The sequence below is a fragment of the Actinokineospora auranticolor genome (assembly GCF_041897805.1).
GTDB classification, from domain to species: Bacteria; Actinomycetota; Actinomycetes; order Mycobacteriales; family Pseudonocardiaceae; genus Actinokineospora; species Actinokineospora auranticolor.
In genome coordinates this window covers 2,948,930-2,972,485 of sequence record NZ_CP154825.1, presented here as the reverse complement: position 1 = coordinate 2,972,485, position 23,556 = coordinate 2,948,930, and the positions used below count along the sequence as shown (strand labels likewise).

Sequence of the window (23,556 nt, the reverse complement as noted above, 5' to 3'; positions counted from 1 at the left end):
AGGAATGCCCATGCCGCTGATGGAGCCGTACCGGATCAAGGTCGTCGAACCCATTCCGATTCTGACCAGGGCCGAACGCGAGGTCGCGATGGTCCGCGCCGGCTACAACCCGTTCAACCTGCGCGCCGACGAGATCACCATCGACCTGCTCAGCGATTCCGGCACCGGCGCGCTATCGGCCGCGCAACAGGCGGCGGGCGCGCTCGGCGACGAGACGTACGCGGGCGCGCGGTCGTTCTACCGGTTCCGCGAGACGGTGGAGAAGCTCGCCGGGTACCCGCACATCCTGCCGGTGCACCAGGGCCGCGCGGCGGAGCGGATCCTGTTCAACGCGCTGTTGACGCCGGGGCAGCTGTGCCTGAGCAACACGCATTTCGACACCACGCGGGCGAACGTGGTGCTGGCGGGCGGCGTGCCCGTCGACCTGCCGTGCCCGGAGGCCGCCGACCTGGACAGCCCGGCGCCGTTCAAGGGCGACATCGACCTCGACCGGCTGACCGCCGCCCTCACCGGCCCGGACCGCGAGCGCGTCGGCGTCGTGCTCATGACCATCACCAACAACGGCGGCGGCGGCCAGCCCGTCTCGATGGCGAACCTGCGCGCCGTGTCGGACCTGTGCCGCGCGCACGGCGTCCCGTTCTTCCTCGACGCGGCCCGCTTCGCCGAGAACGCGTGGCTCGTCATCCAGCGCGAGGACGGCTACGCCCACCACACCCCGGAACAGGTCGCGCGGCTGGCGTTCGACCTGGCCGACGGTGCCGTGGCGAGCCTGAAGAAGGACGCCATCGCCCACATGGGCGGCTTCCTCGCCCTCCGCGACGACGCGCTGGCCCAGCGGTGCGAACTGACCCTGATCGCCACCGAGGGCTTCCGCACCTACGGCGGCCTGTCCGGCCGGGACCTGGAGATGCTGGCCCAGGGCCTGACGGAGGTCGTCCAACCCGACTACCTGCGCGCCCGCGCGGCGGCGACGGAGCACCTGGGCAACCTGATCACCGCGGCGGGCGTGTCGATCGTGCGGCCGGCGGGCATCCACGCCCTGTACCTGAACGCGGGCAGGCTGCTGACCCACCTGCCCCCGTCCCGGTTCCCGGGGCACGCCCTGGCGACGGAGCTGTACCTGGCGGGCGGCGTCCGGTGCGCGGAACTGGGCTCGCTGTACCTGGGTCAGGAGGACGAGCACGGCAACCTCGTCAAGGCGGCCCCGCACGAACTCGTCCGCCTGGCCATCCCCCGCCGCGTCTACACGCAGAGCCACCTGGAGTACGTGGCGGAGGTGGTCGCCGAAATCGCCCAACACCCGGAACGCGTCCCGGGCTACCGCGTCGTCGAGGCACCACCGCTGCTACGCCACTTCAACTGCCGCGTCGAGCCGGTGCGCTGAGCGAGCGCACGCCCCCGGCAACCATTCCACCGGCCGGGACCGACGGTCCCGGCCGAAGATGACCAACCCGGTGGCCGGCCGATCGCCGCGCGGGACCGCAAGATGATCAACCGATGCCAACCGGCACAGGGACTTCCGGGCCCAAGGGCACCCCGGGCTCAGGCCGGGGTGCGCTCGCGGAGCTTGGTCATCGTGTACTGGACGAGTTCGACCAGCACCTCCTTGCTCGACTCACGCCGCCGGGCGTCGCAGGTGATGATGGGGACGCCGGTGTCCACGTCGAGGGCCTGGCGGACCTCGTCGATCGTGTGGTCGAACGAGCCGTCGAAGCCGTTGACGGCTATGACGAAGGGGATGTCCCTGCGCTCGAAGAAGTCGATGGAGGGGAAGCTCGAATCCAGCCTGCGGGTGTCGACCAGGACGATCGCGCCGAGGGCGCCGGACGCCAGTTCGTCCCACATGAACCAGAAGCGGTTCTGGCCCGGGGTGCCGAACAGGTACAGCACCACCTGCGGGTTGATCGTGATCCGGCCGAAGTCCAGGGCTACCGTCGTGGTTTCCTTGCTCTCGATCCCCGCCATGTCGTCGACGCCGACGCTGGCCTCGGTCAGCACCTCCTCGGTGCGCAGCGGCGGGATCTCGCTCACCGAGTTGACCAGGGTGGTCTTGCCGACGCCGAAGCCACCGGCGACCACGATCTTCAGCGAGGTGGGGACCACCGGGGTGTCGCTCACCTGATCAGATCCTCCGAATGCCATCGAGTACCGCCTGTAGGAACTGGGGGTCGTGGATCTCCGTGGTCTGGAACGGGGCGCCCGCCACCAGGTCGCCGCGCTCGACCAGGTCCCCGATGAGGACCTTCACCACCACCAGCGGGACGTTGAGGTAGGCCGCCACCTCGGCGACCGACAGCGGGACCCGGCACAGCTGCAGGATCTGCAGGTGCTCCGGGCTCAACCCGGAGGTGTCCGAGGCCGCCCCGGAGCACCGGACCTGGGTGACCAGGTTGAGGTTCGGCGTGGTCGACCGGGTGCGCCCGCTGGTCATCGCGTACGGGCGCACGAGCGGTCCGGCGGCCTCGTCGACCCACAGGTCGCCGTCGCCGGGCATCACGACGGCAGGCGGCCCGGCAACCCGGGGCCGCCGTGGCCTGCCGGACCACCGGGCCCGCCGGGGCCACCGGAGAGCACCGGGGCGCCCGCGCGCGGCGCCGACGCCAGGTGCGCGCCGACCCGCTTGACCAGCATGTTCATCTCGTAGGCGATCATGCCCACGTCCGCGTCCTCCTCGCCGAGCACGGCCAGGCAGGCGCCGCGACCCGCGGCCGTGACGAACAGGAACGCGTGGTCCATCTCGACGATCGTCTGCCGGACCTGCCCGCCGCCGAACTGGCGGCCGGTGCCGCGGGCCAGGCTCTGGAACGCCGACGCCATCGCCGACAGGTGCTCGGAGTCGTCCTTGGACAGCTCGGCGGAGCGCCCGAGCAGCAGCCCGTCCGCGGAGAGCACGACCGAGTGGCGGATGCCCACCACCCGGCGGACCAGGTCGTCCAGAAGCCAGTTGAGCTGGTGGTCCTGACCGATCTTGTCGTTCACCTTGGGCTGTCCTTCCCCGTTGATGTCCCAGGCCCCGCTACTCGCCCGCTCCGCCCGCGCGGTCGGGATCGGAGTCGCCGTCATGTCACCACTCACCGGTGTCCTCGCTGCGCCGCGCTTCCCGGGTCCCCCGCTGGAACGCGGACATCGTGTCGCGGACCCGCTCCGCGGTCTGCTCCGCGTCCGGTTCCGAGTCCGCCCACTCGACGAGCCTCGGCTCCTCGCGCAGCTGCGGTGCGAGGTTCTGCTGGCGCTTGCGGCGCGGCAGCACGGGACGCGTCCCGGCCTGCCCGTTCTGCGCGTCCCCCAGGGACTCCCCCACTTCGTCGGCGGGCGCCGCCTCGGGCACCCGCGGGCCGGGTAACGGCTCCGGCGCCTCGTCGTCGGTCGCGGGCCACGCCGCCTGCTCGGCGTCGCGGTCCGCGTCGGACCAGATCTTGTCGATGCCCCGGCGCGGCGGGCCGGTGGGCGGCCCGTCGACCACGGTCGTCTGGCCGCGCTCGATGGCGCGGCGCGGGCGCGGGCTGGGCGCGTCGGCGTCGGGCACGTACTCGACGGTCTCGGCCACGATGTCCGAAGGGATGAACACCAGCGCGACCGTGCCGCCGTAGGGCGACTCGCGCAGCTCCACCCGGATCGAGCGGCGGACGGCGAGCCGGGCCACCACGAACAGGCCCAGCCGCGACTCGCCGCGCAGCGCCATGGCGTCGAACTCCGGCGGGTGCGCGAGCATCCGGTTGGCCTGCTCGCGGTCCTCGGTGGTCATGCCGAGGCCGTGGTCCTCGATCTCCACGGCCACGCCGCCGGAGACCAGGCTGGTGTAGACCTCGACCTGGGAGCGCGGCGGGGAGAACGAGGCGGCGTTGTCGACCAGCTCGGCGACCAGGTGGATGGTGTCGGCGACCGCGACGCCGGTCAGCGCCACGTCCGGCACCTGCTGGACGCGCACCCGCACGTACTGCTCGGTCTCGGCGACCGCGGCGCGCAGGATGTCGAGCAGCCGCACCGGTTTGCGCCACTGCCGCCCGGGCTGCTCGCCCGCCAGGATGATCAGGTTCTCGGCGTTGCGGCGGGCGCGGGTGGCCAGGTGGTCGAGCTGGAACAGGGCGTCGAGGTGCTCGGGGTTCTCCTCCTCCCGCTCCATCCGGTCGAGGATCTTGAGCTGGCGGTGCACCAGGCCCTGGTGCCGGTGCGCGATGCCGAGGAAGACCCGGTTGACGCCCTCGCGGGCCTGGCTCTCCTTCACCGCGGCGGCGATGGCGGTGTACTGGGCGGCGTTGAACGCGTCGGCCACCTGGCCGATCTCGTCGGTGCCGTAGTCCAGCGGTGGGACCTCGGCGCCCACGTCCACGCGGTCGCCCTGGCGCAGCCGCTCGACGATGCCGGGCAGCTTCTCGTGGGCCAGCTTCAGCGAGTCGGCCTTGAGCCGGTCGAGCCGGGTGACCAGGGCCTTGTTGACCAGTCGGCGGGACACGCGGACCGCGACCACGATGCCGGTGACCACGGCCAGCAGCGCGATCAGGCTGCCGACGATGACCTCGAAGAACTTCTGGTCGGCCCGGTCCAGGCCCAGTTCCACGCCGCCGGTGGCCTGCTCGACGGCGAGCTTGATCAGCTCCTCGGAGGCCGCGCCGCTGACCGCCTCCCAGTCCGCGGCCGACACCGGCAGCGCGGCGGGCTCCGGGGTGTTGGTGGTGCTGCCGCGCCGGGGCGGGGTGGGCGTGCTCTCCGGCGCGCGGGGCGCGGCGCCGATGAGGGTGTTCTCCTGGGTGGTCAGCCGCAGCCAGGACTCGGCGGTGGAGAGCCGCTGGTAGTGGGCCTTGGTGACGTCGGTGCCCGCGCCCGCCGCGGTGGCCAGCAGGAACCGGTAGGAGCCGACCAGCCCGGCGAACTCGACGTGCTGCTCGGGGGTGAAGGCGCCCGCGGCGATGGCGGCGGCGGCCAGCGACGACGCGCGCGACATGCGGTCGGCGGCGCGGAAGATGTCGGTGGCGGTCAGACCGGCCTGCACGACGACCGGGTCGGGCACGATGCGGGCCTGGGTGTCGAACAGCGCGGTCCCGGCGTCGAGGACGCTGTTGTAGTACGAGTAGACCTCGTTCTTGTTCGCCCGACCGGCCTCGACCTGGGCGCGGTGCTGGGACAGCGGGGCCAGGGCCTGGTTGAGGGCCTGGACGCGGGCGCTGACCTCGGCGGGGGCGTTGGCCGAGAGCGCGTCGAGCGCGGTGCGCAGCTCCTGCACGGCCTTGTCGGTGGTCTGCTGCTGCGTCTTGAGCGCGAGGGTGTCGGGGTTGACGGCGCTGAGCGCGGTCATGGTGAGCTGCCGCTCGCGCTGGAGCGCGGCGAAGGTGTCCACGGCGGGGATGGAGGCGTCCTTGACGCCGCTGGTGACGGCCTTGAGGTAGATGCCGTCGAAGACGGTGTACGAGGAGAACACCGCCCACATGACCAGCAGGATCGCGCTGGGGACGACCACCACTCCGGTGAGCCGGGACCGGATCGTCGTCGTCGACTTCGCGGGGGACCCGCTGGTGCGCTTCACGGCTCTCCGTCTTCGGCGAGGTCATCGGGCTGGCGTGGGACACGCGCAGCACGCACCGGACGGGTAATCACACCGCCGAGTGAACGACCCCGCAGGGACAAGATCAATCTCACTCAGCGCCGCCAACCGCACGCGGTACGCGAGTCAGCAGCGTAGCGGTTCACCCGAAAGTTGACGTGACCGGTCCGTGTCCTGAGACCCTCCCGCGGGCGCTATCACGGGTGCCCCGGCCGGTCCGGGCGGCCGACTCATACCCCTTTCCGCCCACGCTCACGCGCTGTTCGCGTCCGCTGTACCTGCTGGTCACACCAGGTTCGCCCGTATGGTCTGTCTCTTTGGTCGCCCGATCGGGGAACCTTGCGAACTATCCGTGATCATCTCGGCCATCATCTGGGCCGTGATCACACTTCCGATTTCTTTTCATCTCCCACGTTCGATACAAGACGAAGGACTGTCATGGCGGAAGCCCCTCCCGAACCCACCCCCGAGCTGTTCGCCGCGCTGCGCGAGTTCATCCGCGCCCGGGGTTCCGGATATCTCCAGGACTCCAATGTCACGTCCATAGGCGTCGGCCACCGGGTGCGCGGGGGCAGGCGCACCGACGAGGTGGCCATCCAGTTCACCGTCGGCACCAAGGCGGCGCCGGAGGCACTGGGCGAGCTGGGCACCGAACCGCTGCCCGCGAGCATCACCGTGGCGGGCGTCGAGGTGCTGACAGACGTGCTGGAGCGCTCCTACCGGCCGTCGTTCCGGGTGGTCGGCGAGGCGGCGGCGAACGAGCGCAAGTCGCGGGTCGACCCGGTGCGGCCGGGTGTGAGCATCGGGCACCCGAAGATCACCTGCGGGACGGTCGGGGCGGTGGTCTACGACCGGCAGGACGGGACGCCCTACGTGCTGAGCAACTGGCACGTGCTGAACGGGCCCGACGGCGAGGTCGGGGACGTCGTCGTGCAGCCGGGTCGGCACGACGACAACCGGGTCGACCGCAACCACGTCGGCACCCTGGTGCGGTCGTACCTGGGGATCGCCGGGGACGCGGCGCTGGCGACCGTGACCGGCCGCGGGCTCGACGCGTCGGTCATCGAGCTGGACGTGGCGCCTGCGGAGCTCGGCGAGCCGGAGCTGGGCGACAAAGTGGTCAAGAGCGGCCGCACGACCGGGGTGACGCACGGCGTCGTGCGGCGCGTGGACACCATCGTGAAGCTCGACTACGGCACCGCGGCCGGTGTCGTCGAGGTCGGCTGCTTCGAGATCGGCGTCGACCCGCACCGCAAGCCCCGGGGCGGGGAGATCAGCGAGGGCGGCGACTCGGGCGCGGCGTGGCTGTTCAAGGCGGCGAACGGGCGGCCCGCGAAGGTGCTGGCGGGGCTGCACTTCGCGGGCGAGGGCACCGGGGACCCGGACGAGCACGCGCTGGCGTGCCTGCCGCGGTCGGTGTTCGACAAGCTCGACATCACGCTGCTGCGACCGGAGACCGCGCCGGAGCCCACCGCGGGCTACGACGACGACTTCCTCGGGGTCGCGCTGCCCGTGCCGGAGTTGGACCCGTCGGTGCGCGGCGACGCGTGCCTGCTCGACGGCTCGTCGCGGATCGACTACACGCACTTCTCGCTGGCGCTGAGCACACCGCGCAAGTTCGCGTTCTGGGTCGCGTGGAACATCGACGGCGGCGGCCTGCGGAAGCTGAACCGCAGCGGGATCCCGTTCGTGAAGGACCCGCGGCTGCCCGCGACCGCGCAGGCCGGGGACGAGGTGTACCAGGGCAACCGGCTCGACCGCGGCCACCTGGCGCGGCGCGCGGACCTGCTGTGGGGGACGCCGGAGGAGGCGGCGAAGGCGAACCGGGACTCCTTCTTCTTCACCAACATCACCCCGCAGATGGACGACTTCAACCAGAGCGCCCGGTCCGGGCTGTGGGGTCGGCTGGAGGATGCGCTGTTCGCCGACGTCGAGGTGGACGACCTGCGGGTCAGCGTGTTCGGCGGGCCGCTGTTCGCCGCCGACGACCGGCTCTACCGGGGCGTGCGGCTGCCCCGCGAGTTCTGGAAGGTCATCGCTTCCGTGCAGGACGGCGCGCTGAACGCGAGCGCCTTCCTGCTGACGCAGAACCTCAACCAGTTGGAAAGCCTCGAGTTCGCCGAGTTCCGGGTTTTCCAGGTGCCGATCACGGAATTGGGGTCGCGCGCCTCTTTACAATTCCCGGCCGCGCTGGTATCCGCCGACACCGCGCCGGACCGCCCGGAATCCGCAGGTCAGCGCGAACCACTGGCGGACTTGTCGGAGATCACTTGGAATTGAGCTAAAGCCGGCCCGGGGCTGTCGAAATGGCCCCGGGCCTTACCCCGGCGGGCCGCACCCGAAACACACCCGTGCGCATACCCGGTGCGCTCCCCCCGAACTCGAAGCTTGTGCCAACAAGCCGAAAGTCGAAGGGGAACACCAATGCGCCGCAGCCGGATCACCGCCCTCGCCGCTTCTGTTCTCGCGGTGTCCGCCGTGGTCGCCGCCGCCGCGCCCGGGGCCGTGTCGGCCGCGCCGGAGAAGCTGTACCTGGTCTCCGAGGCGTTCACCTTCGACAACGGCGGCGTCGAGGTCGGTGTCCACGGTGACGCGAACACCGTCTCCGCCGCCAAGACCGCCGACACGGCGTGCACCGACGGCACCTACGCGCTGAAGTCCTGGAAGGTCGGCACGCTGACCTGGCTGTACAACGGCGCGGGCGTCCCGGCCGGCATCTCCTCGACGGCCCTGTCGACCATCACCGCGTCGACCAACTCCGTGGCGAGCGCGCAGAACCGCTGCGGCCTGGCCCCGCTGACCGGCTCGACCTACAAGTACGGCGGCACCACCACCCTCAAGCCCCAGGTCAACTCGAACGGCACCTGCGGCGGCAACGACGGCAAGTCCGTCACCGGCTGGGGCGCCCTCCCGGCGAAGGTGCTGGCCTACACCTGCACCTACTACAACGCCCGCGGCGTCGTGGTCTCCTCCGACACCCTGATCGACAACGTCGCCTACACCTGGTTCACCACCCTCCCGGCGAACTGCTCCGGCGCCAAGTACGACCTGCAGACCACCCTCACCCACGAGCGCCTGCACACCGCGGGCCTGGGCCACGTCGACCAGGTCAAGAACGCCGCGCAGACCATGACCCCGGCCAGCGCGCCGTGCGACACCTCCCGCCGACTGCTCGGCGCGGGCGACTACGCGGGGCTCAAGGCGCTCGCCACCCGCTAAGACTCTCCACCTCCCCACCGCGGCCCCCGGTCATCCTCAGACCGGGGGCCGCACCACGTCCGAGGCCCGCACCGGTCCCAACCGCCGGACTGCCGCCGGAACCTTTCACCCGCTCGGTTGCACGCTGCACCCAAGTCGCAACCGGGAGCGCTCCCAAACCGGGTAAGAGATAGGTGGGAAATCTCCCAACCAAGACTGGTTCGAGCCGAGAGGGACACGTCATGCGTCGGGGTTCGTTTGGGGTTTTGGCTGGTGTTTTGGTTGCCACGGCGTTCGTGGCGGGGGTACCGGGGTCTGAGGGGACCGCGCCGGAGGAAGAACTCCACGTCGTCGGGGAGGCCATCTACGCGGCCGACGTCGATGACGCTCAGTACGCGGGAGCGACGGTGCCGCGCGACGACACCTCGTGCAGCGACAGCAGCTACGCGCTCAAGACCTGGAAGGTCGCGGGAACGTTGAACTGGCTCTACAACGGCGACGGCGTGCCGCCCGCGGTGGCGAGCACCGCGCTCGGGGCCATCACCGCGTCCGGGGACACCGTGGCCAAGGGCGCGAACCGGTGCGGGCTGCCCGCCAGCTTCACCACCGTCTACAAGTACGCGGGCACCACCACGGCCAAGCCGCAGGTGGCCAGCGACCTGACCTGCACCGGCAACGACAACAAGTCCGTCACCGGCTGGGGTTCGCTGCCGCCCAAGGTGCTGGCCTACACCTGCACCTACTTCAACTCCAAGGGCGTCGTCATCGCCACGGACCTGCTGATCGACAACGTGGCCTACACGTGGTTCACCACCAAGCCCGCCACGTGCAGCGGCCAGCTCTACGACCTGGAGACCACGATGACGCACGAGCGGCTGCACACCGCCGGTCTCGCGCACGTCGACCAGACCCGCAACGCCGCGCAGACCATGACCCCGGCCAGCGCGCCGTGCGACACCTCCCGCCGACTGCTCGGCGCGGGTGACTACGCGGGGCTCAAGGCCGCGGGGACCCAGTAGCCGGTTTGACCGTCCCGAGGAAGCGGTCGACGGAGATCTCGATGACCACCCGCTCCGGGTTCGCGCGCGGGGGCCGGTACCGCTCGGTGTAGCGGCGCTCGGCGTCCGCGACGCGCGCGGGGTCGTCGGACACCACGGCGGGGCCCTCGAGCGACGTCCACCTGCGACCGTCCACCTGGCACACCACGGCGCGGCTCCCGGCGGCGACGTTGCGGGCCTTGCGGGAATCCCGTGACGTGATCACGCGGGCGACCCGGGTGACCGGGTCGTAGGTGACGCCGACGGGGACCACGTGCGGCGTGCCGTCCGGCCGCAGGGTCGTGAGGGTCGCCAGGTGGCGCTCGGCGAAGAACAGTTCCAACTCGTCCGACACGGGCGTGAACGCTACCCGCCCCGTCGGTCCCGACCGGATGCCGGGACCGACGGGGCGGGTAGCCGGACGTCAGTCGTCGTCGCCGCCGAAGAAGTCGCCGATGCCCTCGAAGACCTCGCCGAGCACCATGCCGCCGACGATGCCCGCCGCGGCACCGGCGACCACGCCGCCGACACCCGGGCCCTCGTGACCGCCGTGGCCACCGTGCCCGCCGTGGAACCCGTGGCCGTGGCCCGGGTTGTGGCGGGTGCTCGACACCTGGTGCAGCCACTGCTCGATCCGGCCGCGCCAGTCGGTGCGCTCCGCGTCGTGGTGGCTGACGTGGAAGCGGCCGTACGCGTCGCCGCCCTGGCGGAACAGACCGGAGCGGCGGTCGGCCTCCAGCACCACGGCCAGCCCGTGCGGGTCGGTGACGAAGGTCAGCTCGACCTGGCTTAACCCGCCCGCCAGGTGCGGCGGCGGGTAGAACTCGATCTCCTGGAAGAACGGCAGCTGCTGGTGCACGCCGTGGATGCGGCCCGCCTCCAGGTCCGCGGACTTGAACCGGAAACCGAGGTCGCCGAACGCGGCGAGCACCGCGGCCTGCGACCCCAGCGGCACCACGTGCACCGGGTCCTGGTCGCCCTTGTCCACGGCCTTGGCGACCGCCAGCTCGGTGCGCAGCCCCAGCGCCATGCCGTGCAGGTGGCTGCCGAACACCTCGGTCACCGGGGTCTCCCACGGCACCGGGAGCTGGAACGGGATGCTGTGGTGCGCGCCTGCGGGCAGCGCGAACCGGCCCGCGACGACCGCCCGGTCGAACTCGACCGGAGCGGAGCTGTCGTCGCTGCGCTCCACCCGGGTGACCAGTGACAGCGCCACGTAGTCGATGTCCGCGTGCGCCTCGCCGCCGGTCAGGCGGACCTCACCGGTCAGCACGCCGCCCGGGTGCACGCGGGAGTCGGTGAGCACCGTGTCGACGGACGGACCGCCGACCCCCAGCGCCCGCAGCATCTTCTTGAAGACCATCCCTCAGCCCCTTCTCACCCGCGCCCTCGGCGCGGATCTTCCACTGTGGAACTCCGCCCCATCGGACGCCCAAGGGCGGCTTTGGGTTCAGTCAAGCACGGCCAGCGCGTCGATCTCCACCAACAGACCGGGTGGTAGTCCGACGTAAACCGTGGTCCGGGCGGGCTTGGGCTCGCTGAGGAACTCGGCGTACGCCTCGTTCATCTCGGCGAAGTGCGCGACGTCGGTCAGGTAGACCCGGTACATGACCACGTCGGCCTCGGTCGCGCCCGCCTCGGCCAGCACAGCGGAGACGTTGGCCAGCACCTGGCGGGTCTGCTCGGCGACGGTGGTGCCGATGACCTCACCCGTCTCGGGGTGGAACGCCACCTGACCGGCGACCTGGACGATGTTGCCCTTGCGCACCCCGGGCGACAGCGGCACCGCGGGCGGCTTCCCGGCGGGTGTCAACGCGGTCCTAGGCATGTTCTTCCCTCTCTCCAACCGACCCCGACCACCGGCGTCGTGAGTTGTCCACAGGCCCCAAGATCAGGACCCAGGTCTTGTCGCGCCCCTCCGGTAGCATGGAAACCGGGGGCAGGTCTACATCAACACAGCCCAACCTATGGGCCGCCGCGCTCGACGGACAGCGCGAGCATTCGACTGTTGATCGAGGGGTTGCTGGTTCGAGTCAGCGTTCCCCCGCGCGCACGTCCGGAGTCCAGCCGCAGGCGATCGACGCCTTGTCCGCGGCCAGCTTCAGGTCCGGGATCAACGCCATCAGGCCCTCCAGGTCGAGCAGGATCTTCGGCACCGACACCGACACCGCCGCCAGGACCTCCCCGCGCTGCCCCCGCACCGGCGCGGCCACGCAGTGGATGAAGTCCTCGTGCTCGGAGTTGTCCAGCGCGTACCCGCGCGCCTCGACCCGCTCCAGCTCGGCCAGGTACTCCTCCGCCGACGTGATCGTGTTCGCCGTCATCGGCGTGTACGTGATCCCCTCGGCGACCTCCGCCCGCCGGGCGGGCGGGAAGCTGGCCACCAGCACCTTCGCCACCGCCGTGCAGTGCAGCGCGGCGCGCTTGCCGACGCGGGAGTACATGCGGACGTGGTGGCGGCTCTCGTACTTGTCGATGTACACCACCTCCCCGCCCTCGTAGCTGGCCAGGTGCACGGTGTGCCCGGTCAGCTCGTTGAGCTCCCGCAGCGCCGGTTCCGCCGCCTTGCGCACGTCGCGGTCGTCCAGCGCGCGGTTGGCCAGGTCGAACAGGGCCGTCCCCAGCCGGTAGTGGCGCGCGTCGTCGCGCTGCACGAACCGGTGCGACTCCAACGTGCGCAGCAGCCGCAGCACCGTCGTCTTGTGCACACCGGCCGAGACGGCCAACTGGTCCAACGTGCGCGGCCCACCGGCCAGCGCGTCCAGCACGGTCAACGCGCGGTCGAGGCTCTGACTCACCGCGTCACCCCCTGTGCGGTCAGCTTCACCGACGACCACTCCCCCGGATCCGCGTCGAGCAACGCGGACGCGACCTCGACGGGCAGCGGTTCGGCCACGTCGTGGTGGGTGCACAGCACGGTCGCGGCGCGCAGGTGCCCTTCCCGGAGCCGCCGCGACGGCGCGGCGCCCGCCAGCGTCGCGGCCAGGAACCCGGCGGCGAACGCGTCCCCCGCGCCGACCGGCTCCACGACCTCCACCCGCAGCGCGGGTTCGAACACCGGCTCGGCGCCGAGTTCGAGCAGCGTGGCCCCGTCGGCGCCCTGCTTCACCACCACGGTCGACGGTTCCGGCAGCAGTTCCCGGATCCCGGCGGGGGTACCGACCCCCCAGACGGTCTCGGCCTCGTCGGCGCCGACGAGCACGATGTCCGCGCGCCGGGCCAGGTCGCGCAGCACGCCTCGGTCCTGCTCGGCCCACAGCGCCGGGCGCCAGTTCAGGTCGAAGGACACCGCGAACCCGTCGCGCGGCAGGTCGAGCAGCGCCCACAGCAGCGCGCGGCACGACTCCGACAGACCGGCCGTGATGCCGCTGACGTGCACGACGCGCACACCGGTGAGGTCGACCCGGTCGAGCACGTCCGGTCCCATCGCCGACGCCGCCGACCCGCGCCGGTAGTAGCGGACCGGGCTCCCGGCCGCGTCGCTCTCCTTGATGTAGAGGCCCGTCGGCCGAACCGCGTCGAACCGCACCCCCGACACGTCGACCCCGGCGCCCGCGACGGCGGCGACCACCGCGTGGCCGAACGGGTCGTCGCCGAGCGCGCTCACCCACGCCGACGGCACCCCGAGCCGGGCCAGCGTGCAGGCCACGTTCGACTCGGCGCCGCCGACCGTGCGGGTCCACGTCGTGACCTCGTGCGCGGGACCGGGTTCGCCCGGCACGAACAGCACCATCGACTCGCCCATGCAGAGCACCTCGCTGCCCAGCACCCCGGTACCGAGCACCGCAGTGCCCTTGGAGCCCGCGTCCACCCGCACCCACCCTTCGGCAACCGGTGAAATTGACCGGCACCCGCGGAATGCTACACACTGTGTATCACATAGCGCACTTGCCGTTGCGCGACACGCAACAGTCGGGATGGCGAGCAGGCACCGAGAAGGGGGTCACCCGTGTCGGACCGGGCGAGCATCGACCGCGACGCCGTGGCCCGCCTGGCCGGGGAGACGCTCGACTGGCGGTTCAAATCGGTGCCGCACCGGCTGTTCGGCCGGACCGTCGCCGACGCCGTGGCCGCCCGCCCCGGCCTGTTCCGCGACGGGTTCACCGGCCCGATCGTGGCCCTGGACAACGCCGCCGTCGAGCACAACCTGGCCACCATGGCCGCGTGGTCCGCCGAGCGCGGCCTGCTGCTCGCCCCGCACGGCAAGACGACCATGGCCCCCGCGCTGTTCGCCCGGCAGATCGACCACGGCGCGTGGGCGATCACCGCCGCCACCATCGGCCAGCTGCGCGTCTACCGGGCGTTCGGGGTGAGCCGGGTGCTCTTCGGCAACGAGCTGCTCGACCCGGACGGCCTCGCCTGGCTGGCCGCCGAACTGGCCGCCGACCCCGGCTTCGAGTTCGCCTGCTGGGTCGACTCGACGCGCGGCGCCGAGCTGATGACCGAGCACCTGACCGCCGCGGGCGCGACCCGTCCCGTCGACGTGCTCGTCGAGGTCGGCGTGCCCGGCGGGCGGACCGGGGTCCGGGAGGACGCGACCGCGCGCGCCGTGGCCGACGCCGTGGTGGCGAGCCCGGTGCTGCGCCTGGTCGGCGTCGGCGGCTACGAGGGTCCGGCGGGCCACGACTCCAGCGCCGAGTCCCTGCGCGCCGTGGACACCTTCCTCGACCGGGTGCGCGCGACGACGGTCATGCTGCGCGAGCGGTTCGAGACCGACGACGTGATCGTCACCGCCGGTGGCAGCGCCTTCTTCGACCGCGTCGCCGACGCGCTGACCGCGCCGTGGCCGGATGGTCTCCAGGTGTTGCCGGTGCTGCGCAGCGGCGCCTACATCACCCACGACGACGGCTTCTACCGCGGCATCTCCCCGCTCGGCGAGCGGTCCCGACTGGGTTCCGTCCCGCCGCTGCGATCCGCGCTGCGCGCGTGGGCGCAGGTGACGTCGTGCCCCGAGCCCGGTCTGGCGCTGCTGGCCGTGGGCAAGCGGGACGTGCCGTACGACATCGATCTCCCCGAGCCGCAGCTGCTGCGCACCGCCGGGGGGACGCGGTCGCTCAGCGGCGCGCGGATGACCGCGCTCAACGACCAGCACGGCTTCCTCGCCCTGGAGCCGGGTACGCGCGTCGAGGTGGGCGACTGGGTGGGCCTCGGCCTGTCGCACCCGTGCACGGTGTTCGACAAGTGGCAACTGTTGCCGCTCACCGGTACCGACGGGGAGACCGTGGTCGACCTTGTCCGTACCTTCTTCTGACATGACCGCACCCGACTTCCTCTTCCGCGGAGCCACCGTCGTCGACGGCACCGGCTCCCCCGGTTACCGGGCCGACGTCCGGGTCGCCGCCGGGCGCATCGCCGAGATCGACCCCGCGGGTGCCCTGACCGGTGCGTCGACGGTCGTGGACGCCGACGGTCTGGTGCTGGCGCCCGGGTTCATCGATATGCACTCGCACTCGGACCTGCGGCTGCTGGCCGAACCCGACCACCTGGCGAAGGTGTCGCAGGGTGTGACGCTGGAGGTGCTCGGCCAGGACGGCTTGTCGTACGCGCCGGTCGACGACCGCACGCTGGAGGTGCTGCGCGCGCAGCTCGCGGGCTGGAACGGCGATCCCGAGGGGTTCTCCTGGAACTGGCGGGAAGTGGGCTGCTACCTGGGCCGCCTCGACCTGGGCATCGCGGTGAACGCCGCCTACCTGGTGCCGCACGGCACCGTGCGGATGCTGGTGCTGGGCTGGGACGACCGCCCGGCCACGGCCGCGGAGGTCGAGCGGATGCGAGAGATCACCGCGCGGGGGCTGCGCGAGGGCGCCGTCGGCCTGTCCGCCGGGCTGACCTACGCGCCGGGCATGTACGCCGACAACGCCGAGCTGACCGCGCTGTGCGAGGTCGTCGCCGCGCACGACGGGTTCTTCAGCCCGCACCACCGCAGCTACGGCGCGGGCGCGCTGGCGGCGTACCGGGAGATGGTGGAGCTGAGCCTGCGCACCGGCTGCCCGCTGCACCTGGCCCACGCCACCATGAATTTCCCCGTGAACGAGGGCCGCGCGGTCGACCTGCTGGCGCTGCTCGACGACGCGATCGCGCGCGGCGCCGACATCACCCTCGACACGTACCCGTACCTCGCGGGCGCGACCTACCTCTCCGCGCTGCTGCCGAGCTGGGCCGCCGAGGGCGGCGCGGACGCGACCGTGGTCCGGTTGTCCGATGTGGACGGGCGGGCGCGGATCCGGGAGGCGTTGGAGGTCACCGGTTCCGACGGCTGCCACGGCGTGCCCGTGGACTGGGGCACCATCGAGATCAACGGCGTGCGCCGCGACGAGCACCGGCACCTGGTCGGCCGCACGGTCGCCGACTCGGCCGCCGCCGCGGGCGTGGCGCCGTTCGACCTGTTCGCCGACACGCTGGTGGCCGAGCGGCTGGGCACGTCGTGCCTGATGCACGTCGGCCACGAGGACAACGTGCGGGCGATCATGCGCCACCCCGCGCACACCGGCGGCAGCGACGGGCTGCTCGTCGGCGACCGCCCGCACCCGCGGGCCTGGGGCACCTTCCCCCGCTACCTCGGCCACTACGTCCGCGAGTTGGGCGTGCTCAGCGTCGAGGAGTGCGTGGCGCACCTGACCGGGCGCGCCGCGCGCAGGCTGCGGCTGACCGACCGGGGCCTGGTGCGCCCCGGCTACGCCGCGGACCTGGTCCTGTTCGACCCCACCACCATCAGCGACACCGCCACCTACGACCAACCCCGGCAGGCAGCGCGCGGAATCCCGCACGTGCTGGTCAACGGGGTGCCGGTGCTCTCGGACGGCGTCCCCACCGGGGCGCTGCCCGGCCACTCCATCCGACGGGCGGGCGCTTGAATGCCCACCGACGCGGTCGCGTTACCCGACCGGTCGGGGACCGCGGCGCCCAGCCCACCACGACCAGAGCAGGAGCGTGACGTGGTCCAACACAGCACCCTCTACATCGGCACCCTCAGCGGTCAGGGCCTCGGCTACGCCGGGGCGACCGACGACCGCCCCGGCGCGCCCGGCGTCCTCGGCGCCGTGCGCGAGCCGTCGGCGCTGGCGCTCTCGGCCGACCGCCGCACCCTGTACGCGACGTCGGAACTGGTGCCCACCGGCAAGGTGACCGCGATCGACGTCCGGGACCCGCTGGTCCCCCGGGTGCTGAGCACCCGCCCATCCGGCGGCGCGGGCCCGACGCACCTGGCGGTGCACGGCCGGTTCCTGGTGACCGCGCACTACACCGACGGCCGGGTCGCCACCCACCCGCTGGGCACCGACGGCCGCATCGGCGCGATGGCGAGCGTCGTGCGGCACGAGGGCGCGCAGCCGCACGCGCACCAGGTCATCCCCGACCCGACCGGGCAGTGGCTGCTGTCGGTCGACCTGGGGGCCGACGCCGTGTTCGTGCACAAGGTCGACCAGAACTCGGGTGCCATCAGCACCCACTCCAAGCTGACCACCACCCGGGGCACCGGCCCCCGGCACCTGGCGTTCCACCCGGACGGTCGGCGCGTGTTCCTGCTCGGCGAGCAGCGCGCCGTGCTCATCGAGGCGCGCTGGGACGCGACGGCGGGCACGCTCACCGCGGTGTCCGAGACGAGCGTGCTCGGCTCCGGCGCGCCGTCGCCGACCTACCCGGCCGAGGTGCTGGTCAGCCCGGACGGCCGGTTCGTCTACGCCACCACCCGGGGGGAAGACGCGGTCGCGGTGCTGGGGGTAGAGTCCGGCCAACCGAAATTGGTCCAGACCGCTTCGACCGGAGGCGCCTGGCCGAGGCACTGCGCGTTCGCCCGCGACGACCGTTGGCTGTACGTGGCGAACGAGCGGTCGAGCCTGGTCACCATGTTGCCGAGGGACCCGGCGACGGGCCGGCTGGGCACCCCCGAGAAGGCCGCCACCGTCCAGGGCGCCTGCTGGGTGACCGTGCTCGCCCCCTGATCGGGGGAACTTGTGCCGGTTCGGTCGCCGATCTACGATCTGCGGCATTGCGGGCAGTGAAACAGTGGTTGCACATGGCGCAACCAAAGGTGGAAGGGATTCCTGCGGGATGACCGGCTTCGAGACCCTGCTCCCCAGGCCCGTCGCCGCCCGCCCCGCGCCGGGCCGGTACGCGGTGGCCTCGGTCGCGGCGGTGCTCGACCCCGCCACCGTGGCACTGGACCCGGTCGCCGTGCCCGCTCCGGGGGGATACCGGCTTTCCATAGCGGAGAACGGTGTCACCGCCGTCGCGCACGACGCCGCTGGCGCCTTCCACGCCACGCAGACGCTGCGCCAGCTGCTGGGACCAGACGCGTTCCGCGCCGCCGACATCCACGTCGGCGCGTGGACGCTCCCCTGCGGGGAGGTCGAGGACCACCCCAGGTTCGGCTGGCGCGGCGTGCTGCTGGACGTGGCCCGGCACTTCATCCCCAAGGCCGGGGTGCTGCGCTTCCTCGACCTGATGGCCGCGCACAAGCTCAACGTGCTGCACTTCCACCTCACCGACGACCAGGGCTGGCGGCTCGAGGTCCCCGCCTTCCCGAAGCTCACCGAGGTGGGCGCCTGGCGGCACGGCTCGTGGGTCGGCCGCCAGGTGGACGGCGACGAGACCCACGACAACCGCCCGCACGGCGGCTACTACACCACCGCCGACCTGCGGGAGATCGTCGCGTACGCGCGCGCCCGGCAGATCACGGTGGTGCCCGAGGTCGACGTCCCCGGGCACAGCCAGGCCGCCATCGCCGCCTACCCCGAGCTCGGGGTCACCAAGGAGCCGGTGGCGGTCTGGCACGCCTGGGGCGAGAGCAGGTGCGTGCTCGACCCGGCGGAATCCACACTGGACTTCTACCGGACCGTGCTCGACCACGTCGTGGACGTCTTCGACGCCCCGTTCGTGTGCCTCGGCGGCGACGAGGTGCACGCCGACCAGTGGCACGAGTCGGTCGCGGTGAAGCAGCGCGCCGACGAACTCGGCCTGGACTCGGTGGCCGAGCTGCACGGCTGGTTCCTCCGTGAGCTGGCCGAACACCTCGCCGGGCACGGCCGCCGGGTGCTCGGTTGGGACGAGATCCTGGACGCGGGCGAGCTGCCCGACGGCGCGGCCGTCGCCTCCTGGCGGGGTGAGGCCGCAGGTGTGCGGGCGGCGCTCGCGGGGCACGATGTCGTCATGTGCCCGGAGACGAAGGTCTACCTCGACCACCGGCAGTCCGACCACCCGGACGAGCCGGTGCCCGTCGGGTACGTGCGCACCCTCGCCGACGTCCGGGCCTACGAGCCGATCCCGCCCGACCTGCCCGCGAGCGCCCACCACCGGGTGCTCGGCGCGCAGGCCAACCTGTGGTCGGAGCACTTCGACAATCCGCGCCGGGTCGATTACGCTGCCTTCCCCCGGCTCGCCGCCTTCGCCGAGGTGGTCTGGAGTCCACGGGCGGAGACCGACGAGCGGGTCCAGGCGGAGTTCCTGGCGCGGGTGGCCGACCACCACCTGCCCAGGCTCGACGCGCTGGGGGTCGAGTACCGCCCACCGGCGGGTCCCCGGCCATGGCAGCGCAGACCCGGCGTGCCGGGCCGCGCGATCCCGGGCCGGTGAACACCGGTTGGTCCCCACCGAGGAAGCGAGGCAGAACCGGTCCGACAACAAGTCCGACTGGCGCGCGGGGCGCTAGTCGAAAACATTCCGGCCCGACAGAGCCGCCGGGCCGGAAATCCTGCTCACGTGTCCAGCGATTGCGGCGACACGAGGGTCGCAACGAACTTGTAACGGTCGCCCCGGTAAACCGAGCGGACCCATTCCACGGGTCTGCCCTCGGTGTCGAAGGAATGCCGCGAGAGCAGGAGCATGAGCGCGCCAGCCTCGTTTCCGAGCAGCGCCGCCTCCGCCGGGGTGGCCAGCGCGGTCTCGATCGTCTCCTCGGCGTGCCCCAGCTCCACGCCGTAGTGCTCGTAGAGGACGCCGTAGAGCGAGCTGTCGCCCACGTACCGGTCCAGGCCGGGGAACCGGGGCAGCGGCAGCCGCGAGGTCTCGATCGCCATCGGCTCCCCGTCGGCCCGCCGGAGCCTGCGCAGGCGCAGCACGTCGTCGCCGGAGCGGATGCCCAGCAGCGCCGCCAGCTCCGGGTCCGCGGCCCCTATCCGGGCGTCGAGCAGGGAAGACGTCGGTCTGCGGCCGTGCGAGCGCATGTCCTCGGTGTAGGAGGACAGCTGCAACCGCTGGGTCAGCTTGCCCTCCCCCGCGAACGTGCCGCTGCCGTGCACCCGCGTCAGCCTGCCCTCCGCGGTCAGCTCCGCGAGGGCCTTGCGCACGGTCGTGCGGGACACGCCGAACTCGCTGGCCAGTGCCCGCTCACCGGGCAGCGACCCACCGGGGGACACCACCCGCAGCAGCTCCGCGAGCCGCTCCTTGAGTTCCCAGTGCTTCGGCGTTCGAGGCGATTTCTTACCGTTTTCCACGGCATCGCCGGGCAGGTTCTCACCCATGTTGTTCCTTGCTCGCCCATGCGTCGGCGACCCGCGTCGAGACGGACATCTGATGTCACGTTTAAGCATTTATCTTGACAAGCCCGAGAAGTACGGACCACTCTAATCGCAATGGTCTAAACCACTCAAGTCCTTCGCTCCACCCACGTCGGGCGGAGCAGCGTCCGGAAGGAATGCATCACTGTGAGAAGTTGGTCGAAGGCAATGGTCGGGGGGGTCGCGATCGCCCTCGCGGTCTCGGGCTGCGCCGGGTCGGGTGGCGACGCGGGCACCAACACGACCTCCGCCGCCCCGCCCGCGGGCCCCCGCACGCTGACCGTGTGGCTGATGAACGGCTCGGCGCCCAAGACGCTGGTCGAGGCCCTGCACAAGGAGTTCCAGGACTCCCACAAGGACGTCACCGTCAAGTTCGAAGAGCAGCAGTGGAACGGCATCCAGGACAAGCTGACCACCGCGCTGTCCGGTAACGACGCCCCGGACATCATCGAGGTCGGCAACACCCAGGCGCCGAAGTTCGCCAGCGAGGACGTGCTGGAGGACCTGACCGCCAGCGTCAACGACTTCAACGGCGCCAACTGGCTGACCAGCCTCAAGGACTCCGGCAACTGGGACGGCAAGCAGTACGGCATCCCGTTCTACGCCGCCAACCGCGAGGTGCTCTACCGCAAGGACATGTTCGAGGCGGCGGGCATCACCACCCCGCCCACCTCGCGCGCCGAGTGGCTCGAGGCCATCACCAAGCTGAAGGCCAAGTACGGCAGCGACCCGGACTTCCAGCCGCTGTACCTGCCGGGCCAGAACTGGTACGCCCTGCTCTCGTTCATCTACGACGAGGGTGGCGACATCGCCAAGAAGGACGGCACCAAGTTCACCGCCACGCTGGACTCCCCCGAGGCCAAGGCCGGTATCGAGTTCTACAAGCAGCTGCTTGAGGCCTCGGGCACCAAGGCCCCGAAGGACGCCGACGAGCAGACCCCCGAGCAGGCGGGCATCTACGGCGGCGGCAAGGTCGCGATGATGATCGGTCTGCCGTGGGAGGTCGCGACCGCGGCCAAGTCCGACCCGACCATCAAGGACAAGACCTCGGGCTTCCCGATCCCGTCGAAGACCGCGGGCCAGACCGCGCCGGTCTTCCAGGGTGGCTCCAACCTGGCGATCCCGGCCAAGGCCAAGAACAAGGACCTGGCCAAGGACTACCTGAAGCTGATCACCAGCGACAAGTACCAGGCGGACTTCGCCAAGGCGGGCATGATCCCGGGCACCTCCAAGGACGTCTCCGCGCTGCAGTCCGACCCGGTGAACGCCGCGATGGCGAAGGCGTCGACCAACGGCAAGGCCGTCCCGGCCACCCCGGGCTGGGCCACCATCGAGGCCGGTCAGAACCCCCTCAAGGACATGCTGACCGCGTACCTCACCGGTGCCAAGACCCTGGACGCGGCCACGGCTGACGCCAACAAGGCGCTGAACACCGCGTTCTCGGGCTAGATCGGGACACGATGACCTCATCCGTGGACACCGCGCGGTCGGCGGGGGCAACCCCGCCGGCCGCGCGGCCCGGTGCCCGGCGCCGGGCCCGTCGCCCATTGTCCGAAACGGCCGTGCCCTACCTGATGCTGCTGCCCGGCGTGGTCATCATGCTGGGGCTGCTGGCCTGGCCCGCCGTCCAGGTGCTGTTCATCAGCTTCCGCAAGCTCGACCTCGGCGAGCTGGTGCGCGGCAAGGTGACCTGGGTCGGCTTCGACAACTACACCAAGATCCTCTCGGACCCCGAGTTCTGGGAGATCACGCTCCGCACGGTGGTGTTCACCGCCACCGTCGTCGCCGCCACGCTGCTGCTGGGCCTGGGCATCGCGGTGCTGATGCGGCACCTGAGCGGCTGGGTGCGCATCGTGCTGCAGCTGTGCCTGGTGCTGGCCTGGGGTACCCCGATCATCGCGGCCACCACGGTCTTCCAGTGGATGTTCGACCAGGAGTACGGGATCCTCAACAAGACCCTGGTGCTGCTGGGCTTCGACTCCTTCAAGGGGCACTCCTGGTTCGCCAGCGGCGCGAGCACGCTGGCCGTGATCGGTCTGCTGGTGGTGTGGCAGGCGGTCCCGTTCATCGCCTTCACCCTCTACGCGGGTCTGATCAGCACCCCGCGCGACCTGTACGAGGCCGCCGCGATCGACGGCGCGTCCGGCTGGCAGGCCTTCCGCGCGGTCTCCTGGCCCTCGGTGCGCCCGATGCTGGCGCTGGTCACCTTCCTGTCGGTGCTGTGGGACTTCCGGGTCTTCACCCAGGTCTGGGCCATCCGCCAGGGCGGTCCCGACGGCGGCAGCACGACCCTGCCGGTGCTGGGCTACCTCCGGGGCATCGCGGGCAGCCACTTCGGTTCGGGTGCCGCGGTCGCGGTGCTGATGCTGATCGTCCTCGTCGCGGTCACCTGGCGGTACATGCGACTGCTGATCCGCTCACCCGAAACGGAGCTGTAGCGCCATGCTGTTCAAGTCACCCGCGCAGCGCGTGGGGCTCACCGTCTTCGGGCTGCTGGTGGCCGGGTTCTTCCTGTTCCCGGTCTACTGGATGTTCACCACGTCGCTGAAGACGCCCGCCCAGGTGCTCTCGCCCGCCTACGACCTGATCCCGTTGTCGGCGACGCTGAAGAACTTCAGCAACGCGATCAGCATCCCCAACTTCACGACCTTCCTCACCAACAGCCTGATCGTCACCCTCGGCGCGGTCGCGTTCACCCTGGCCGCCGGTCTGCTGGCCGCGGTGCCGCTCGCGCGGATGCGCTTCCGCGGCCGCAAGGGCTTCCTGCTGCTGGTGCTGGTCGCGCAGTTGGCACCGGCGGAGGCGCTGTTCATCCCGCTGTACCTGATCATGCGTGACGCCGACCTGCTCAACTCGCTGCTCGGCCTCGGCCTGATCTACGTCGCCTTCACGCTGCCGTTCACCGCGTGGACGCTGCGCGGCTTCGTCAAGGGCATCCCGATCGACCTGGAAGAAGCCGCGATGGTCGACGGCTGCGGCCGCTGGGGCGTGTTCCGCCGGGTCACGCTGCCGCTGCTGGGCCCCGGCCTGGTGGCCACCTCGGTGTTCAGCTTCATCACCGCGTGGAACGAGTTCCTCTACGCACTGGTGTTCCTGCGCGAGAAGGACAAGCAGACCCTCCCGGTCTGGCTGTCGTCGTTCCGCACCGCGTTCGGCACCGACTGGGGCGCCACCATGGCCGCCTCGATGATCTACGCGGTCCCCGCGCTGATCTTCTTCCTGCTCGTCCAGCGCAAGCTGGTCGCCGGGACCACCGCGGGCGCCGTGAAGGGCTGACGAGCGGGTGGCG

The 23,556-nt window shown here is 71.5% G+C and carries 21 protein-coding genes; 11 read left to right on the top strand and 10 right to left on the bottom strand.

Annotation, left to right across the window (positions count from 1 at the left end; all coding sequences use genetic code 11):
* Positions 1-10: 10 nt before the first annotated feature.
* Positions 11-1,384, top strand: coding sequence for a tryptophanase (locus tag V5P93_RS13580; protein WP_104475695.1), 1,374 nt, complete (start codon positions 11-13; stop codon positions 1,382-1,384).
* A gap of 158 nt (positions 1,385-1,542) precedes the next feature.
* On the opposite strand, the gene V5P93_RS13575 is transcribed toward V5P93_RS13580, so the two are convergent.
* From V5P93_RS13575 to V5P93_RS13560, 4 genes are all read right to left on the bottom strand, one after another.
* Entirely contained in the window at positions 1,543-2,142 is a 600-nt protein-coding gene (locus tag V5P93_RS13575) for an ATP/GTP-binding protein (protein ID WP_181043234.1), read from the bottom strand.
* Positions 2,123-2,494, bottom strand: coding sequence for a DUF742 domain-containing protein (locus V5P93_RS13570; protein WP_104475691.1), 372 nt, complete (start codon positions 2,492-2,494; stop codon positions 2,123-2,125). The genes V5P93_RS13575 and V5P93_RS13570 overlap by 20 nt, the downstream gene beginning before the upstream one ends.
* Entirely contained in the window at positions 2,494-2,979 is a 486-nt protein-coding gene (locus V5P93_RS13565; protein ID WP_245931001.1) for a roadblock/LC7 domain-containing protein, read from the bottom strand. Before V5P93_RS13565 ends, V5P93_RS13570 begins: the two co-directional genes overlap by 1 nt.
* A gap of 85 nt (positions 2,980-3,064) precedes the next feature.
* Positions 3,065-5,521 carry a nitrate- and nitrite sensing domain-containing protein gene (locus V5P93_RS13560; protein ID WP_104475689.1) on the bottom strand — a complete coding sequence of 819 codons (2,457 nt, stop codon included), beginning with the start codon at positions 5,519-5,521 and terminating at the stop codon, positions 3,065-3,067.
* Positions 5,522-5,977: 456 nt separating this feature from the next.
* On the opposite strand from V5P93_RS13560, the gene V5P93_RS13555 reads away from it, so the two are divergent.
* The 3 genes from V5P93_RS13555 to V5P93_RS13545 all read left to right on the top strand — a co-directional run bounded on the left by V5P93_RS13555 (position 5,978) and on the right by V5P93_RS13545 (position 9,756).
* Complete coding sequence (locus V5P93_RS13555) at positions 5,978-7,819, top strand: DNA/RNA non-specific endonuclease (protein ID WP_104475687.1); 1,842 nt, start codon at positions 5,978-5,980, stop codon at positions 7,817-7,819.
* Positions 7,820-7,963: 144 nt separating this feature from the next.
* On the top strand, positions 7,964-8,758 hold the full coding sequence (locus V5P93_RS13550; protein WP_104475685.1) for a peptidase M10A: 795 nt from the start codon (positions 7,964-7,966) through the stop codon (positions 8,756-8,758).
* A gap of 275 nt (positions 8,759-9,033) precedes the next feature.
* On the top strand, positions 9,034-9,756 hold the full coding sequence (locus V5P93_RS13545) for a peptidase M10A (RefSeq protein WP_245930881.1): 723 nt from the start codon (positions 9,034-9,036) through the stop codon (positions 9,754-9,756).
* On the opposite strand, the gene V5P93_RS13540 is transcribed toward V5P93_RS13545, so the two are convergent.
* The 5 genes from V5P93_RS13540 to V5P93_RS13520 all read right to left on the bottom strand — a co-directional run bounded on the left by V5P93_RS13540 (position 9,734) and on the right by V5P93_RS13520 (position 13,519).
* Entirely contained in the window at positions 9,734-10,129 is a 396-nt protein-coding gene (locus V5P93_RS13540) for a pyridoxamine 5'-phosphate oxidase family protein (RefSeq protein WP_245930879.1), read from the bottom strand. The two genes, V5P93_RS13545 and V5P93_RS13540, sit on opposite strands and share 23 nt — an antisense overlap.
* A 69-nt stretch (positions 10,130-10,198) precedes the next feature.
* Positions 10,199-11,137: a sporulation protein gene (locus V5P93_RS13535; RefSeq protein ID WP_104475681.1), complete on the bottom strand. Its 939-nt coding sequence runs from the start codon at positions 11,135-11,137 to the stop codon at positions 10,199-10,201.
* A gap of 87 nt (positions 11,138-11,224) precedes the next feature.
* The gene (locus V5P93_RS13530) at positions 11,225-11,602 is read right to left on the bottom strand and encodes a RidA family protein (protein ID WP_104475680.1); all 378 of its coding nucleotides are present in this window, start codon (positions 11,600-11,602) and stop codon (positions 11,225-11,227) included.
* Between the two features lie 205 nt (positions 11,603-11,807).
* Entirely contained in the window at positions 11,808-12,572 is a 765-nt protein-coding gene (locus V5P93_RS13525; RefSeq protein WP_104475678.1) for an IclR family transcriptional regulator, read from the bottom strand.
* The gene (locus tag V5P93_RS13520) at positions 12,569-13,519 is read right to left on the bottom strand and encodes a sugar kinase (RefSeq protein ID WP_104476675.1); all 951 of its coding nucleotides are present in this window, start codon (positions 13,517-13,519) and stop codon (positions 12,569-12,571) included. The genes V5P93_RS13525 and V5P93_RS13520 overlap by 4 nt, the downstream gene beginning before the upstream one ends.
* Positions 13,520-13,723: 204 nt before the next feature.
* Between V5P93_RS13520 and V5P93_RS13515 the strand changes: the two genes are divergently transcribed.
* The 4 genes from V5P93_RS13515 to V5P93_RS13500 all read left to right on the top strand — a co-directional run bounded on the left by V5P93_RS13515 (position 13,724) and on the right by V5P93_RS13500 (position 19,344).
* Entirely contained in the window at positions 13,724-15,025 is a 1,302-nt protein-coding gene (locus V5P93_RS13515) for an alanine racemase (protein ID WP_104475676.1), read from the top strand.
* Position 15,026: 1 nt separating this feature from the next.
* The gene (locus tag V5P93_RS13510) at positions 15,027-16,628 is read left to right on the top strand and encodes an amidohydrolase family protein (protein ID WP_104475674.1); all 1,602 of its coding nucleotides are present in this window, start codon (positions 15,027-15,029) and stop codon (positions 16,626-16,628) included.
* An 81-nt stretch (positions 16,629-16,709) separates the two neighbouring features.
* Positions 16,710-17,714 carry a lactonase family protein gene (locus V5P93_RS13505; protein ID WP_181043233.1) on the top strand — a complete coding sequence of 335 codons (1,005 nt, stop codon included), beginning with the start codon at positions 16,710-16,712 and terminating at the stop codon, positions 17,712-17,714.
* 109 nt (positions 17,715-17,823) lie between these two features.
* The gene (locus V5P93_RS13500; RefSeq protein ID WP_104475670.1) at positions 17,824-19,344 is read left to right on the top strand and encodes a beta-N-acetylhexosaminidase; all 1,521 of its coding nucleotides are present in this window, start codon (positions 17,824-17,826) and stop codon (positions 19,342-19,344) included.
* Positions 19,345-19,466: 122 nt separating this feature from the next.
* On the opposite strand, the gene V5P93_RS13495 is transcribed toward V5P93_RS13500, so the two are convergent.
* Positions 19,467-20,231 (bottom strand): GntR family transcriptional regulator, encoded by a 765-nt coding sequence (locus tag V5P93_RS13495; RefSeq protein WP_104475668.1) that lies wholly within the window; start codon positions 20,229-20,231, stop codon positions 19,467-19,469.
* A 204-nt stretch (positions 20,232-20,435) separates the two neighbouring features.
* On the opposite strand from V5P93_RS13495, the gene V5P93_RS13490 reads away from it, so the two are divergent.
* From V5P93_RS13490 to V5P93_RS13480, 3 genes are read left to right on the top strand one after another with little or no spacing between them, the layout of a single operon-like run.
* Positions 20,436-21,716, top strand: coding sequence for a sugar ABC transporter substrate-binding protein (locus V5P93_RS13490; protein WP_104475666.1), 1,281 nt, complete (start codon positions 20,436-20,438; stop codon positions 21,714-21,716).
* Between the two features lie 11 nt (positions 21,717-21,727).
* On the top strand, positions 21,728-22,705 hold the full coding sequence (locus V5P93_RS13485) for a carbohydrate ABC transporter permease (protein WP_104475664.1): 978 nt from the start codon (positions 21,728-21,730) through the stop codon (positions 22,703-22,705).
* A 7-nt stretch (positions 22,706-22,712) separates the two neighbouring features.
* Positions 22,713-23,543, top strand: coding sequence for a carbohydrate ABC transporter permease (locus V5P93_RS13480; RefSeq protein WP_374066496.1), 831 nt, complete (start codon positions 22,713-22,715; stop codon positions 23,541-23,543).
* Positions 23,544-23,556: the final 13 nt, after the last annotated feature.

What these genes read in the sequence shown, in the direction of transcription:
- V5P93_RS13580 (WP_104475695.1), top strand. Translation starts at nt 11, where the DNA reads ATGCCGCTGATGGAGCCGTACCGGATCAAGGTCGTCGAACCCATTCCG.
- V5P93_RS13570 (WP_104475691.1), bottom strand. Translation starts at nt 2,494, where the DNA reads ATGCCCGGCGACGGCGACCTGTGGGTCGACGAGGCCGCCGGACCGCTC.
- V5P93_RS13555 (WP_104475687.1), top strand. Translation starts at nt 5,978, where the DNA reads ATGGCGGAAGCCCCTCCCGAACCCACCCCCGAGCTGTTCGCCGCGCTG.
- V5P93_RS13575 (WP_181043234.1), bottom strand. Translation starts at nt 2,142, where the DNA reads ATGGCATTCGGAGGATCTGATCAGGTGAGCGACACCCCGGTGGTCCCC.
- V5P93_RS13495 (WP_104475668.1), bottom strand. Translation starts at nt 20,231, where the DNA reads ATGGGTGAGAACCTGCCCGGCGATGCCGTGGAAAACGGTAAGAAATCG.
- V5P93_RS13485 (WP_104475664.1), top strand. Translation starts at nt 21,728, where the DNA reads ATGACCTCATCCGTGGACACCGCGCGGTCGGCGGGGGCAACCCCGCCG.
- V5P93_RS13530 (WP_104475680.1), bottom strand. Translation starts at nt 11,602, where the DNA reads ATGCCTAGGACCGCGTTGACACCCGCCGGGAAGCCGCCCGCGGTGCCG.
- V5P93_RS13550 (WP_104475685.1), top strand. Translation starts at nt 7,964, where the DNA reads ATGCGCCGCAGCCGGATCACCGCCCTCGCCGCTTCTGTTCTCGCGGTG.
- V5P93_RS13490 (WP_104475666.1), top strand. Translation starts at nt 20,436, where the DNA reads ATGGTCGGGGGGGTCGCGATCGCCCTCGCGGTCTCGGGCTGCGCCGGG.
- V5P93_RS13500 (WP_104475670.1), top strand. Translation starts at nt 17,824, where the DNA reads ATGACCGGCTTCGAGACCCTGCTCCCCAGGCCCGTCGCCGCCCGCCCC.
- V5P93_RS13535 (WP_104475681.1), bottom strand. Translation starts at nt 11,137, where the DNA reads ATGGTCTTCAAGAAGATGCTGCGGGCGCTGGGGGTCGGCGGTCCGTCC.
- V5P93_RS13510 (WP_104475674.1), top strand. Translation starts at nt 15,027, where the DNA reads ATGACCGCACCCGACTTCCTCTTCCGCGGAGCCACCGTCGTCGACGGC.
- V5P93_RS13520 (WP_104476675.1), bottom strand. Translation starts at nt 13,519, where the DNA reads ATGGGCGAGTCGATGGTGCTGTTCGTGCCGGGCGAACCCGGTCCCGCG.